General features: G+C 44.6%; 14 protein-coding genes. 5 read left to right on the top strand and 9 right to left on the bottom strand.

Annotated features, from left to right (window positions below; genetic code table 11):
- Positions 1-12: 12 nt before the first annotated feature.
- From A3766_RS05680 to A3766_RS05670, 3 genes are all read right to left on the bottom strand, one after another.
- Positions 13-612, bottom strand: coding sequence for a TetR/AcrR family transcriptional regulator (locus A3766_RS05680; protein WP_068515953.1), 600 nt, complete (start codon positions 610-612; stop codon positions 13-15).
- A 28-nt stretch (positions 613-640) separates the two neighbouring features.
- On the bottom strand, positions 641-2,104 hold the full coding sequence (thiI, locus tag A3766_RS05675) for a tRNA uracil 4-sulfurtransferase ThiI (RefSeq protein WP_068515956.1): 1,464 nt from the start codon (positions 2,102-2,104) through the stop codon (positions 641-643).
- 250 nt (positions 2,105-2,354) lie between these two features.
- Positions 2,355-2,672, bottom strand: a complete 318-nt coding sequence (locus A3766_RS05670) for a cytochrome c (protein ID WP_197470243.1) — start codon at positions 2,670-2,672, stop codon at positions 2,355-2,357.
- Positions 2,673-3,174: 502 nt separating this feature from the next.
- Between A3766_RS05670 and A3766_RS05665 the strand changes: the two genes are divergently transcribed.
- The 3 genes from A3766_RS05665 (at position 3,175) to A3766_RS05655 (ending at position 6,957) form a co-directional block, all read left to right on the top strand.
- Positions 3,175-3,615, top strand: coding sequence for a methylglyoxal synthase (locus tag A3766_RS05665; RefSeq protein WP_068515959.1), 441 nt, complete (start codon positions 3,175-3,177; stop codon positions 3,613-3,615).
- Positions 3,616-3,806: 191 nt separating this feature from the next.
- Positions 3,807-4,832, top strand: coding sequence for a putative solute-binding protein (locus A3766_RS05660; protein WP_068515961.1), 1,026 nt, complete (start codon positions 3,807-3,809; stop codon positions 4,830-4,832).
- A gap of 85 nt (positions 4,833-4,917) precedes the next feature.
- Positions 4,918-6,957 (top strand): TRAP transporter large permease subunit, encoded by a 2,040-nt coding sequence (locus tag A3766_RS05655; protein ID WP_068515966.1) that lies wholly within the window; start codon positions 4,918-4,920, stop codon positions 6,955-6,957.
- 9 nt (positions 6,958-6,966) lie between these two features.
- On the opposite strand, the gene A3766_RS05650 is transcribed toward A3766_RS05655, so the two are convergent.
- The 5 genes from A3766_RS05650 to A3766_RS05630 are packed head-to-tail and all read right to left on the bottom strand — an operon-like array spanning position 6,967 to position 10,777.
- Positions 6,967-7,380: a copper chaperone PCu(A)C gene (locus A3766_RS05650; protein ID WP_068515970.1), complete on the bottom strand. Its 414-nt coding sequence runs from the start codon at positions 7,378-7,380 to the stop codon at positions 6,967-6,969.
- A gap of 40 nt (positions 7,381-7,420) precedes the next feature.
- On the bottom strand, positions 7,421-8,443 hold the full coding sequence (gene hemH, locus A3766_RS05645) for a ferrochelatase (protein ID WP_068515972.1): 1,023 nt from the start codon (positions 8,441-8,443) through the stop codon (positions 7,421-7,423).
- A gap of 18 nt (positions 8,444-8,461) precedes the next feature.
- A complete protein-coding gene (locus tag A3766_RS05640) occupies positions 8,462-9,235 on the bottom strand; it encodes an ElyC/SanA/YdcF family protein (protein ID WP_082865018.1) in 774 nt (257 codons plus the stop codon).
- Positions 9,235-10,062, bottom strand: coding sequence for a DUF2914 domain-containing protein (locus A3766_RS05635; RefSeq protein WP_068509595.1), 828 nt, complete (start codon positions 10,060-10,062; stop codon positions 9,235-9,237). The genes A3766_RS05640 and A3766_RS05635 overlap by 1 nt, the downstream gene beginning before the upstream one ends.
- A gap of 10 nt (positions 10,063-10,072) precedes the next feature.
- The gene (locus A3766_RS05630; protein WP_068515975.1) at positions 10,073-10,777 is read right to left on the bottom strand and encodes an ankyrin repeat domain-containing protein; all 705 of its coding nucleotides are present in this window, start codon (positions 10,775-10,777) and stop codon (positions 10,073-10,075) included.
- A gap of 168 nt (positions 10,778-10,945) precedes the next feature.
- Between A3766_RS05630 and A3766_RS05625 the strand changes: the two genes are divergently transcribed.
- Entirely contained in the window at positions 10,946-13,186 is a 2,241-nt protein-coding gene (locus A3766_RS05625) for an ATP-dependent helicase (RefSeq protein ID WP_068641886.1), read from the top strand.
- Between the two features lie 12 nt (positions 13,187-13,198).
- On the opposite strand, the gene A3766_RS05620 is transcribed toward A3766_RS05625, so the two are convergent.
- Complete coding sequence (locus A3766_RS05620) at positions 13,199-13,597, bottom strand: acyl-CoA thioesterase (protein ID WP_068514412.1); 399 nt, start codon at positions 13,595-13,597, stop codon at positions 13,199-13,201.
- Positions 13,598-13,957: 360 nt separating this feature from the next.
- Between A3766_RS05620 and A3766_RS05615 the strand changes: the two genes are divergently transcribed.
- Positions 13,958-14,914, top strand: a 957-nt coding sequence (locus A3766_RS05615; protein WP_068641884.1) for a PstS family phosphate ABC transporter substrate-binding protein, incomplete at its 3' end; no start/stop codon positions are given.

Here is a 14,914-nt window from a genome sequence, read left to right as displayed (position 1 = left end):
TATATCAGACAATTACTTTGAAGCCATTCGCTCAATTCCACCTATAAATAAATTCCCTAGAAACTCAGCCTTCTCTTTAGCTGAGTACTCATCATCACTGACAGAAAAAATGTCAATGCTCGAAGCGATCATTGCAGACGTCATCATCGATACAGGGAACTTAGGCGCCATTCCCACCTCAACAGCAAGCTGCATATCACGAGACAAGTCGTCAATAATCTCGGTAAGCTCTTCTTTTTCTGATAGCACCTGCTTAAACACTGGGGCATTTTTTGAAATCATCAGCTGCATTTTGGGGTACTGAGAGATCAGTTTACTGTAAGCGAGAAAAGCACCTTTGATAAAGCCTTCCAAAGTTGTTGCACTTTGACGCGCCTGGCTCAAAGTCGTGCGCACTTTCATTAAAAAGCCAGTGAGCAGCTCAGAAAAGATCGTGTCTTTATCACCGCAGTGATTATAAAAAGTACCTACAGACAGGCCACTTTCGCTGACAATATCATTGATAGTTGCTCGCTCATAACCAACCGTCGAAAACACTTCAAGCCCAGCCTCTAGAATGGCCTTGCGGTTATTTATTTTTTTTTGTTCTCTCCGCCCCAGTTTCAGGCTCATAATATTGTCTCTTCATTCATATTGCTTATTAAGGAGCATACACCCCTATTTTTTCGTAGCCCATGCCTTTTAAGTGACTGGCATGCAGCTGACTCATCGTACCTTTTTCACAGTAAAGCAGATACTGCTGATCAGCTTCAAGTTGATCCAATTTGGACATCAGTTCATAAAACGCAATGTTCTTGATTTCATTATTCGTCAAAACAAGCGGACTTTTTTCAACTTCGTCCGGGTGGCGGATATCGATAATCACATCATCAACCTCAGGCACATTCACCAAATCAACTTCAGCGATGGTTTGGATTCTTGACATCACTTCATCGATTTTAGTGCTCACCCGCTGTTCTACTGCGCGCTCGAGTACTTCAAAGTCAAAGTTATCTTCTTCTTCCAGAATTCGTTCCATCTTGGCACGAGTTGTTGGGCGATCGGAGATCACACCACAATATTCCGGCATATTCTTGGCAAATTCTTCTGTACCGATTTTTGCTGACAAAGAGATAATATCTTGTTTATCCATGGTAATAAGCGGGCGTAATACCAAGGTATCGGTGACTTTATTAATCACACTCATGTTTGCCAAGGTCTGACTGGATACCTGCGCAACGCTATCCCCCATAACCAGGGCCTCGATGCCCATCTGATCCGCAACCTTTTCTGCTGCCCGCAACATCATACGTTTGAGGATAACGCCCATTTGCGAGTGATGTACATTCTTTAGTATCTCAGCAACCACCTCTTCAAAAGGCACAGCAACAAATTTCACGCGATGTGAAACGCCGTATTTCTCCCATAAATATAAAGCGACCTGTTTAACACCAATCTCATGCGCGGCTCCGCCCAGATTGAAAAAGCAGAAATGCGTCTTCAAGCCTCTTTTCATGGTTAAGTAGCTGGCAACTGTCGAATCAAAACCACCAGACATGAGTGACAACACGTCGTCCTGTGCACCTATCGGATAACCGCCCAGGCCTTCATAGCGTTGTTCGATTATATAAAGATCCGAGTCCCGGACTTCCAGCATGACCGTCACTTCAGGATTATGTAGATCTACACCCGCAGTCTCTCCTGCTCGCAGTAAACCGCCCCCTACATAACGTTCTAACTCATGGGAGGTAAAAGAGTGCTGACCGGCACGCTTAATACGCACAACAAAGCGCTTGCCTTTAAGCTCCTCGCCCAGAGCACGATGAGTATGCTCTACAATTTCGTCAAAGTTGTCATCGATATTATCAATCTGATAGCGCTGCACTCGAAGAATATTTGCAATACCCGGAATACGCTGAAGGGTAGCCGCTAGGTTCTCAGCTTTTTCTTGAGAATCGTCATTCAGGTTAACTTCGATCTTATCCCAAAAACCCTGAACCTTGACGTCTTCAAACTCTTTCTTTAACACAGCACTGATATTTTGCCGAAGCTGTTTTACCAAGCGCTGCCTGACTGGCTTGCTCTTAATGGTAATTTCTGGAAACAGTTTGACGACAAATTTCATATAAATCTCACAACAAATCAGGTTTAAGGCATTCTAAAAACGAGACTTATTCTAACCTGATTTTGTTCAATCACTAAGCAAAAATGCACACAGAGGAGTAGATGAGAACAATCTATGAATATAAAGCAGAAAAATGCTAGCTATGAAGGAGGGGAAAGAACTTGTAGGCACCTTAGGAACTACCCTACCCGATGAGTATGGTTTCCCAGCTACCTACAAGTTAACTAAATGGCCTGAGGAACAAACAAGACTATTTTAAAGAAGCGTAGTAAGCCGCTAAATTATCAATATCAGCGTCACTCAATGCAGCTGCCTGGCCCTGCATGATTGCCGCCATACCACCGTTACGCTGCTTGGTTTTATAAGCTTTCAGTGAGCTCACCAAATAAGCTTCGTTTTGTCCTGCCAAATTAGGGTAAGTTGGAATAGCTGCAATACCGGCAGCACCATGACAGGCTGCACATACTGCTGATTTAGCTTTACCCGCAGCAGCATCACCTGCTACAACACTTCCACTTACTGCAAGTGAACCCGCTACCAAAACCGATGTAACTAGCTTTCTCATCATTATTTCTCTCTCTATTTTTACCAAGGTTTTACCTTAATCCGACAATCCATCGTATTATCAGCGTAATGCACATAGCTTAGCTCAAGGGACAATATTTGTCATGAGACTTCAGCGGCACAACAGCATCTTATTACATAGCACGAAGCTATCTCTACCCGGTTTCCGGCTTACTTGACCTGAGTCAACTGGTATTGCTATCAAGTACGTTATATTGAACCTATAGCGTCAAGTATTAGTCTTGATCGCTCGTTTTAATCAAGTGTGGTAACTTGTTATGCCTCGGTTTTCCGGGGCTTTTTTTTGCCTAAGCATTCACCATCCTGGGCCAATACAGCCAAATAATGTCACAAATTTGCAATAGCTTTTAAGTAATTTATATACAAAGCAAAATCTTAGCTAGACTTATATTTTAAGACGGCCCTGAAAACCTACGTTGGCTTCCAGGGCCTCTCTATCACTTTCCAAGAATGATAATAATGAGTGAGACAACTCGGGACACAGAATGAATCCAATTGAAAATATCGCTTTAATCGCTCACGATAATCGTAAAAGCGACCTTGTTGCTTGGCTAAACCAGCATATCGAAGCTTTAAGTAGCTGCCAGTTCACTACGACAGGAACAAGCGGTAAGCTCATCGAAGAAAAAACAGGCCTAAGCGTGAACCGTGTTCAAAGCGGCCCTTTAGGTGGTGACCAGCAAATAGGCGCACTAATTGCTGACGGCAAAATTGATTTGCTGATCTTTTTTTGGGATCCACTCGAACCCATGTCTCATGACCCGGATATTAAAGCGCTACTCCGACTGGCAACGCTTTGGAATATTCCCGTCGCGTGTAACAAGAGCACCGCTGACTTTATCGTCCATTCTCCACTAATGAATAATTATCAGCGCGAAACACCCGATTTCAGTGATTATCAAAATCGACCAATAGTCACGAAATAATACTTTTGAGACTTCCTACCTTTCCGTAGAGGGCCTATTTCGGTTAGGATTCTTATCTCTAAAGATGCACGCCTAAATTATATAGGGCCCTGTATAACCTGCAGGTCCTTGTTCCAAGGGAACTATTAATCATTTTCTTAGGCTGCTCTACCTGACACACTCCAGATAGATAAGAGAAAGCAGTGAATAATATGATCTCCTCAAGCAAGCGCCGTCTGCCGATGACTTTGATAGTACTCAGCCTTTTAGCAATTTCTAACAGCTCTTTCGCTAGCCAGCTATCTCCACTTACTATGTGTGTATTTGACTTCGTGGGTCATGACGGCCCGGTACACAAGCGTATGAAGGAATTCAAAATCGATGCAACACGCTGGGGCGTAGACCTTTCTTTCAAAGTTTATACAGATGACCGTGTTGCCTCTGAAGAGTTCAAGAACGGTGTTTGTGATATGTTGAACCTGCCAGGTATTCGCGCACGAGAATATAATGACTTTACTGGTTCTATCAATGCTGTCGGCGCGATCCCCACATACAAACACTTAGGTATGATCATTAAAACCTTGAGTAGCCCAAAAGCTGGAAAGCTTATGCGCAAGGGCGAATACGAAGTTATCGGCATATCGCCAATCGGTGCCATTTTTCTATTCGTAAAAGACAGAGATATTAGCGTACCTTCAGATTTGGCTGGCAAGAAAGTAACAGTGCTCGACAATGCACCTGAAACAGGCTACCTGGCTGAGAAGATCGGCTTAACCCCCGTGTCCTCAAGTATTATGAATGCTTTGCAGAAGTTTAATAACCATGCTGTAGATATTACGGGTGCGCCTGGTCTGGCTTATGAGCCTATGGAAATGTATAAAGGCCTTGAACCAAATGGTGGCATCATTAACTGGCCCAGTCTCCAGGTGACTATGCAGCTAATCGTTCGCTGGAAAAAGATTCCTGATGGCTTTGCCCAGAAGACTCGCACATTACTGGCAAATAAATACCTTAGTGATATCAAATCAATTGAGCAGAGCGAGCAAACTATCCCCGAGAAATATTGGATCAATATTTCAGATCAAGCTAAGGATGAGTGGAATGAACTATTTCGTGAAAGCCGTTTAGCCTTGCGGGACAGAAATGTATACAACGCAAAAGCGTTAACCTTGTTCAGAAAAGTTCGCTGTAAAGTCGACCCCAACTTGGCTGAGTGTACTTCTAAAGATAAGGAATAATTTCATTTGGGGTGACGGTCTCCGTTCGGAAATGCATTAGCTGCCACCCCAGTTTCATAATCGTAAAATAACAAAAACGATTCTTATGGACGTAGCAAGCCGCTGGCTCAAGCGCTGTCTATCGCTGACTGTTCTGATACTTTTACTCGGCACGGTAACAGCAGGTACCAGCGAAAACATTAATGCACAAATGCTCAAACTAGGAATTTATCTGTGGGATGACTACTTCATTCTACGTGGAGAAGAGCCTAAGCCTGAATGCAACCCAAAGCCTGATATAGAGCTGCAACTGGATGAACTTGAGCGCGAATTCAATGCCGAGAACCAGGACTTTGAGCTGCTCGCTGACGAGTTTAACCGCGATGCTGCACGTAGCTCTCTACTAAAGCAAGTTAAGGTCTGCCAAAGTAAACACCAAGCGGCACAAACCTACCTGGCGCAAACAGACATTTGGGTTAGAGCCTTCGCGAGCATCGAAGCTTCCTTCGCTCAAATCAGCTTATTTTCAATTAACCAGCAAAAATCCATGCTGATCATCCTGCTACTCCTATGTGCCACCTACGCAACCTGGCGCAATGAGCATATTGCCTTCAGAGGCATTCGAAACAAGCATGAACACTACTTTTCTTATGCTGCGCAAACACTCGCGGCACTGAGCTTGTTTTATTCCAGCTATCGATTTTATAAGGACGCAGAAGACGCTGGAGCAAGCCTTAGTTCACCCGAACTCCTTGCTACGCTTATTGTCGGTAGCGCCGTGCTAAGTCTAGTGAGTTTCATCAAGCTTTTTAAAACCCGGCACCTAAGTAAACAAAACACTTCTCCCTTTAGAATGGTGCTTACAGTTCCCATTCAAACCTGGATGCTTCTGGCAGCTGCGTATCATTTTTTTGTCAACGAAGAGCATGCTCCTGGCATCAGCATGTACTTTACTCAGATATTCCAACTGACTAATCTACATCTGACGATCGCTCTCTATATATGGGTCGGAATGCTGCTTAAAGAGACCTTGCTTGGCGCGAAGCTTTTTGATGTCTTTAAACCCTGGAACTTTCCCCCTGAAATACTGGCCTGCATCGCCATCGCATTAATGGCTGTACCAACTGCTTATACAGGGGCCTCAGGTATTATCATTATTGCCATGGGTGCTGTGGTTTATCAGGAGTTGAGGCGTGTTGGTACTCGGCGTCAGCTTGCACTGGCGGTCACCGCAATGACCGGAAGCTCAGGCGTTGTATTAAGGCCCTGCCTGTTGGTAATCGGTATTGCCATTCTCAACAAAGAAGTCTTGAGTGATGATTTGTTTTATTGGGGAAGCCGGGTTTTCATGCTAACGCTTGCAGTGTTTTTTATGTTTGCCATGCTGACTCGACGTGGGCCTTTAAGCATCGCACCTTTTAGCGAAGCATTTCAGCCTTCTATTACAAAGTTTCGAGCACTGCTTCCTTATATCATCATTATTGCGCTCAGCATGTTGATTTACGCCGTATTGTTGAATGCCTATCTTGATGAATTTTCAGCCCCGATTATCCTCCCCGTTATTATGTTCGCCTTTATTATTTATGAACGTAAGTTCAGCCGGGACTTTGAGCAGCAAAATAAGACCTTGAATGTTAGCCCCAATATCGTATCGGCGTTTAACAATGCTATTGGCAATTCTTCGGTGCAAATTGGCGCGCTACTGATGCTAATGGCTTGCTCTTTTACGATTGGCGGCATTCTAGAACGGAGCGGTAGTGGTTTATCCATACCCGAAGGCTTTGAGTCAGTTTATCTAACCATGCTGGTTTTAGTCTTGTTTCTGGTTTTTGTGGGCATGGTGATGGACCCTTTTGGTGCTCTGATTTTGGTCTCAGGGCTTGTCGCACCGCTAGCTTATGAGCATGGAATTAACCCTATACATTTTTGGATGACCTGCCTGGTAGCGTTTGAGTTGGGTTACCTGAGCCCACCGGTCTCTTTGAACCATTTGTTAACACGGCAAGTGGTTGGTAGTCAGGAGGTTGATTTGGCACTAAGTGAAGGCGATAGTTTTTACTATCGCCATGAGCGTATCTTGTTACCGCTAATGGTGATGTCGACCACCTTATTATTAGTCGCCTTTACGCCGTTTATGTTTTACTAAACAGGCTATTTATTGCTTAACTTCAGCGTTAACAATTAGCTCACCTGATTTGGCAAACTGTAAGTGCAGCTGGAAAGTATCACCTTCCTTCAAGCTTGCCTTTAAGCCCATTAGCATCAGATGGTAACCACCTGGTGCAAGCTTTAAAGGCTGTCCCTTCAACAGCGCAATCTCTTCAACATGATCCATAGACATCACCCCATTAGACATTGAGGAAAGGTGTAACTCAACCATGGATGCCTGAGGGCTTGAAGCTGAAACCAGCGTATCGTCGATGGAACTGGTTAGGGTCATATACGCTGCAGTGGTTTTAACCATCGGCGGCAATAAGCGCACCCACTCACCTTCAACGCTTATTTCTGCACGGGCATGACCGGCAATCAATAATACCGCCATCACCGCAATTTTAAAAAAGTTCATCATCAACTCCTATTACCTTAGCTCGCTTGCAAAGACCTGCACATTACAACCAACCTTGCACGTTTTCATTTATTAAACTTGCCAGCACCTTGATATGCGCCTCACTGGCATTTAAGGCCGGAATATATTCATAGCGTTCGCCACCACCTTCAAGAAAATAGTCCCTGTTTTCTACGCCAATTTCTTCGATAGTTTCCAAACAATCTGCAGAAAAACCCGGACAAATTACCTGCACAAAGCGTGTCCCCTGCTTCGCGAGGGATTTTAGCGTTTCATCAGTATACGGCTGCAGCCACTCTGCAGCGCCAAAGCGTGATTGGAAAACGGTCATATACTGATCACCATTTAATTCAAGCGCCTCAGCAATCAACTGACTGGTTTCATTACACTGGGTATAGTAAGGGTCGCCTTTATCATGACTAAATTTAGGCAAACCATGATAAGACAAAAGCAGCTTTTCGGCTTGTCCGTGCAGTTTCCAATGTTCACGAATACTCTCGACAATCGCGTCAATATAGGGTGGGTAATTATGGTAGCTAGCCACGAAACGCAAGCTTGGTATCTGGCGGCGGGAAACATAATCTTTAGCGACTGCATCAAATGTTGAGCCACCTGTGGCACTGGCATACTGGGGATATAAAGGAAGCACTAAAAGCTTATCGCATTGTTGTGACGCCAGTTGGTCAAGTCGGCTGGCAATAGAAGGCTCACCATACCGCATGGCATAATCGAACAATATGGATGGCTTCTCTGCGCCTGAATTAACAGCCTGTCGCAAGGCTGTAAGCTGATCTTCAGTATGATATTTAAGCGGAGAACCGCGCTCAGCCCATACCGTCTGATAGGCATGAGCCGACTTCTTGGGCCGCACTCTAAGAATGATACCATGCAGGATAAACATCCAAATTAGCCGTGGAATTTCGACAACGCGGGGATCAGATAAAAATTCTGACAAATAGTGCCTCAAAGCCTTCGCTGTTGGCGCCTCTGGCGTACCTAAGTTAGTGATTAATACACCAACTTTCCCTTCGCTAGAAGGATAAACTTTTCCCGCTTTTAAACCCATAAATCAATTTTCCAAACGTTATGCTATTAAGCGCGCCCATAAATAGCCTAAGTACTCATGCCACGCTGCATCGGTTTTTGCCAGGTTTCGTGACTTTGGTATCCAGCTTCGCCAGCCTAAGCAATTCACTTCACATGACCTGAAATTTGTTGGCGAAGCAAGCAATGACTTAGTCTCGCCTTGCTGCAAAGTGATTTCTTTCTTAAACAAATAGACAGAACGGGGCATATGCATTGCTGACGTCACTAACGCAAATTTGGCACCGTTTATAAATTTAACCCAATGCCTGGCCTCTTCTGCCGTATCCTTTACCTCTTCAGCCAAATAAATATCGCTCTCGGGTACTCCAAGGGCTATCGCCACTCGTGATGCCGCTTTAGCATGAGATTCAATATCATCCCCATGATAGCCAGAAAGTAATAACTTTGACCCGGGATTTGCTCTGTAAATCATCAAGCCTTCAGTCAACCGACTTAATGAGGTTCCGCTCAATAGACTGCTTAAAGGTCGCTCATTCGCTGTTGAATGCCCGCCACCTAACACTAAAACAAAATCTACGGGCTGGCCTTGGTAGGCGGGATACTGTGACTCAAGAGGCCTGATCAAAGCATCCGTCACCGGTGAAAGGCTCAAAATAAATAAAGCAGTAATACTGAATAAACTGAGTATTCTGCCTAGCTTTACATAACGCTTTCGATAGAAAAAACCTGCTAACAGTAAACCGATCAAGATAAGCGGTACCGACATTAACGACATACCTAGCAGCTTTTTTAGGCCGAACAAGATATCCATCAGTTTGCGCTAACAACCTCAAAGTCTGCAAGAATATAAAGTTCACCTGAAGCGTCCAACACTTTCACCTGCCAAGCACCCAGCATATGTTTATCAATAAACTTACTTGAGTAGGACTTCTGTTTAGCAACATTTACCGGGATCCTCACCTTTGCCTGCCTTACCCCCTCACGATACCAGTGATGATAGAGTGTAGCGCCTCGCAAGCCATGCATCTCAGTATGCAGGATGACTTTGATCAGCCCGGATTCAGGCATTACGACACGATGCTGCAAGGGTTCTCCTGGAACATCATTCTTAATACTTAGGCTCAGCACAGCTTCTTTTATGGCGCTATTTATAATCAGGACAGAAGCTGGGCTCGCCTCGGAAATTTTGACTGCAGGCTGAGCGTTAACGCTTTCATCGCTGTCTGTCTCAAGAGGCTTAGCTTCAGGTGCCGGGGCTTTAATTTCTTTAGGCTCTTCAACAACTTTGGGTGTACTCACAAGCTGCGCTAGTTCCTCTGGCTTTAACTCTCCCAAAGGTGGCACCGTTACTTCGGGCTTTGGTGAAGCCTGCTTTACAGAGTCAGGATCGTCTGTTTTTTCTATGACCGCTATCTTCGGCTCCTTGATACTGCTATCTAGTGGTGTCTCAGCCTCATCAAAATCAAGTGCATCATCCTTGTTGGCAGTGGATAAACTGATAAGCAACACCAGCACGACTAACACAAGCAAGCCAAACCCTACGATGCGGTCCCAGCGAACAAAACTCTCTTCATAATGGCTATAGTCTTCACGCTGCTCGGGCAAAGGTCCGAGTGCTATCTTTCTTTTTGAGCTCATTTGTTTTTCTCTATGGCCGTGCGCCTGCCTGAACAAGCATTAAATCAATATCAAAGAAGCCCTTTCGTCGAGCAATTTTCAGAGCAGTATCACCGTCATCATCCTGATAATTCAGGTCCGCTCCAACAGCTATTAGCTGCTGGGAAATCAACATATTGTTATCTTCTACAACATGCATAAGCACCGAACGCCCCAAAGGGTATGCGTCAACTTGAGCACCGGCATTAATGAGTATTTTTAGCGTCGTTAGGTGGCCCTTTATCGCTGCTTTTGCTAAAGCTGTATAACCCTCTTTATCTCGATGATCCAATGATACACCTCTTACAATAAGCATTTTCACGATCTGATCAAAGCCCTGATCTGCCGCTTCAATCAACGCACTAGAGTCGCCCAATGAAAACCCTTCCTGCCACTGACTCCCTGCCGTCAACAAGATACGACTTATCGACGCATGTCCATTACTGAGAGCCAAGGAAAATGCCGTTCCTTCGGGTGCCATAGCATTCAATTTACCACCTTGAGAAAATGCCTTTTTTAAAGCACTGCTATCACCCCGTTCGGCAGCAAGCATCATTGGCGTTTTAGCAGGAACCTTTTGAGGACTGAGGTCCAGACGGCTTAGAATTGCTTCCGTTTGCTCATCATTTCCGGAAATAACACTACACGATGCTATCAACATCCCTGCAATGAATAGTATCATTAAGCGATAGTACATATAGTCAGTTCTTAGTTGTTGAGTTGAGAGAGAGTCTTAAGTTAACTCTACGCTACACCAAGGCGCCATTGTCATGTAATTTGAAGCCCCAGTAAAGCACTGCCTGGCAATCACTTTATTTGTATCAATTACCACCAAAATAAGTCACCGCTAACAAGTATTCACTGCATGCATCCAAGCCAAGATATCACCCTGACCCCCGAGCAAATTAAGGTTGTAGAATCACCCCTTGCTCATTATGTGGTCACTGCTGTCGCAGGCAGCGGTAAAACAACGACCCTAGCTCATCGGATAGTATATCTATTGAGCCAGGGCCATGATGCACGGCGAATTCTCATCCTAATGTTCAACAAAGCAGCAAAGACCGACTTTGCCGCCAAACTAAGACAGATCGGTAACCACCATAGCCGCCTTCCCGAGGTGCGAACCTTTCATGCGATGGGTTATCGGCTATACCAACGTTTTATTCAAGAAGGGCAACTGCGACCATTTAATAAACAAATCCTCAGTGATAAGGAGATCGACTTTCATATCTGGCGAATGCTAAATCAAATACTTGATTCCGAAGCCCTTAAAGATGCCAAACGTAATAAGAAAGATTACGTTGAAGCAGGCCACCAGTTTATCGAATCCGTTAAAAATGGCCTGCTGTCACCTCAACAAACCCTCTATGATCTTGATTTGAGCGATAAGTTCGGCTTTCTTCCTCAATTGTTTGATGTCTTCGAAAGCTGGCGAAAACACAACGCCAGAATCAGCTACACGGATATGCTTTACGATACCGTGATCGCTATTCAGCAAAATCCCTCTTTAGAAAAGCTTGTTAGCAACAAGATGGATATTGTGCTGGTCGATGAATACCAGGACACCAACGACCTTCAGCACGCACTGTTAAGCTATATCGCAGGGGACCGCGCCAAAGTGACCGTCGTTGGCGACCCTGATCAGACGATATACGAGTTCCGCGGCGCAAAACCCGAATACATCATTAACGGCTTTTCCCAACAGTTTCCAGGGACGCAGAAGCTCAATTTGAGCTACTCATTCCGCTATGGGCATTGCGTTTCTTTATTAGCGAACCACCTGATTTCCCACAACTCAGGGCGACAAGCACTGCTTTGCAAATCACATGAGTCAAACCCCTCTACCCGGGTAGAAGTACACAAGTCTAAAGATGACCCCAAGACAGTGATTGATATCCTCTCAGGCACCCCTTCTCAGGATTTGTCTCAGTATGCAATTCTCACGCGAGTTTGGAGTCAGACGGTGGGCATTGAGCTCGCGTTGTTAGAAGCCGGCATCAATTACCATATGGATGGCTACCCCGGTGTATTCCACTCCAATGAAGCGCAAAGTATTTGCGCACTGTTGGAGTTGGCATGTGGACACTTTAAAACCATGTCTACTGAGCAACGGGCTTTGAAACTGGACCTTCTGTTTCATTTTCCACATGTGGGTTTACCCGACACACAGATCAAGGCCTTTTGTCATACACTTGCTCAGCATGACAGCAATTGGGGACAATTGACCAAGGAAGCCATACCTGAAGATATTAAGCGTATACAAGCTATAAAATTAGAACGGCTGGCAAGAGCACTGAATGCGCTAGAGAACAAACCGCAGCCCTTAGCCGCGACCTTTGCAAGCTATTTTAATGAAACTGAATTATATGAAGGGATTCGTTCTCTTAGCCTGAGCCACGATCATGCAGAGGAAAAAGTCGCCTCAATTCAGGGAATTGCCCGCTTTCTAGCTCAACACAAGCTTAGCCTCGAAGATACGCTCAAGCTTTTTATTAAGCTACAACAAGACTCCGAGCAACATAACCATAAGACTAAAAAAACCGATACGGTCCAGCTATCGACCATTCATCGCGCAAAAGGCCTCGAGTGGAAACAAGTCATTATTCCCGGTCTCAACAACAAAACCCTGCCCTATACCTACAAAGATGAAATGCTAAGCAAAGCCTTGCTCGAAAGTGAAAGGCGTCTGTTATACGTCGCAATGACGCGTGCCAAAGAATGCTTACACCTCCTTATTCCTGAAGATGTTTCGAACAGCAAAGCTCAAATTTCACGTTTCCAGCATGAGCTTAATATCCCGCAAAGCACAGCGTTGGGAAGTGCTCTGGATAGTAAGCAAATAGAAGTCGCATTAGGCAAACCAAGTCGTATTACGAGGCAATATGCAGAAGAGTTACGGTGCACCTTGGTCGCTAGTGATATGGCTTCAGAAAATACTTCAACGAGCAGTGCAATATGGTTCGCAAATACGGTTAAGCATGTAGTACTTGGCTTAGGTTGGGTAAAAGAAGAGTCAGGAAATGCTTTTTCAGTCGAATTCGAAGATAAAGAGCTACGCACATTCAGTAAAGAAACAGCAGATCGCTTCTTTACTGTATTGGACTAGGCTTTCAAGCGCCTAATCGCTATTTGGTAGCGCCCTGATACCGCCCATTTCATCAATGGCCACATAGATAAAAACAGCTTCGGTAATCTTACGGGTTTGACTACCTCGTGTATCGGTTCCGAAAACCTCTACTCGAATTTTCATCGAACTACGCCCGGTATCCATTAGCTCGGTATAGCAACTTACTTGGTCACCGATAGAAACTGGCGATAAAAACTCTACTCTTTCAATCGCAACAGTCGCTGAGCGGCCTTTAGATATCTGGCTCGCTGCGGTCGCTGCGGCCAAATCCATCTGTTCCATTAACCAGCCAGCGTAAATGTCACCATGTACATTGGTATTACGAGGCATCGCAATGACTTGCAAAGTCAGACGACCCGAAGGCCCCAAACCCGATTCAGATGAATTCATTTGATCTCTTTCCTTTAATAAAGCGGCTTGCTTTCAGTATAGCCAAGATCGGAAAAGTGCCAGTGAAAATCATACACATGTGACCAAAACTTGAACTGGCCCCGAATATTTCATTTTTTGTCATAAAAATTGGTCAATGCCGAAGCGACTTTCTTAGATTTAGCTATCTAAGCAATACAACAACTCCCCGCTAAGCCCCGTAGATATGGGATCTAACAGTTTTTTTACATTCTTATGACACTTATGTGACAAACAAGACGGAGCTGTCACATAACTGTAACATTGCATCTTTATAGTGGCCTCATCAAGAAAGTAAGCAAACAAATTTTTCGGCAATTAAGCCACTTAGGAGCACTCAAGATGATAAAGAAAATAGTTAGTATCTTAGCCCTCAGTACATTAGGTGCTGTGAGCACTGCACACGCAGATGTTGATCCAAACCTTCCTAAATACGAGAAAGCCAGTGGCGTTTCAGGCAACCTTTCAAGTGTTGGTTCTGATACCTTGGCAAACCTGATGACACTTTGGGCCGAAGACTTTAAGCGTAACTACCCAAATGTAAACATTCAGATTCAAGCAGCGGGTTCTTCAACTGCGCCTCCAGCTTTGACTGAAGGTACCTCAAACATTGGCCCAATGAGCCGTATGATGAAAGACAAAGAGCGCGGCGCATTCGAAAAGCGTCACGGTTATGCGCCAACAGCCGTTCCAGTTGCAATCGATGCATTAGCAGTATTCGTAAACAAAGATAACCCAATCAAAGGTTTGACTATTCCTCAGATCGACGCGGTTTTTTCATCTACTCGTAAGTGTGGCTTCGACAAAGAAGTAAAAACTTGGGGTGACTTGGGTGTGACTGGTAACTTGGCTGGCCAAACTGTTCAGCTTTTCGGTCGTAACTCTGTATCAGGTACTTACGGTTACTTCAAAAAGAAAGCACTATGTAAAGGTGACTTCAAGAACAACGTAAATGAGCAGCCAGGTTCAGCATCAGTTGTTCAGGGCGTATCTGAGTCTATCAACGGTATCGGTTACTCAGGTATCGGTTACAAGACTGCATCTGTTCGCGCACTACCACTTAGCAAAAAAGCAAGCCAGCCATTTGTTGAAGCGACTTCAGCAAACGCGGTAACAGGCAAATATCCACTATCTCGCTTCCTATACGTTTACATCAATAAAGCGCCTAACAAAGACTTGTCTCCACTTGAAGCAGAGTTTGTTAAGTCAGTATTGTCTCAGCAAGGTCAGGAGGTTGTGGTAAAAGACGGTTACGTTCCACTACCTTCAAAAGTTGCTGAAAAGAGCTTGAAGGAACTT

Source organism: Oleiphilus sp. HI0132, assembly GCF_001635845.1.
This window is presented reverse-complemented; position numbering and strand designations above follow the sequence as displayed.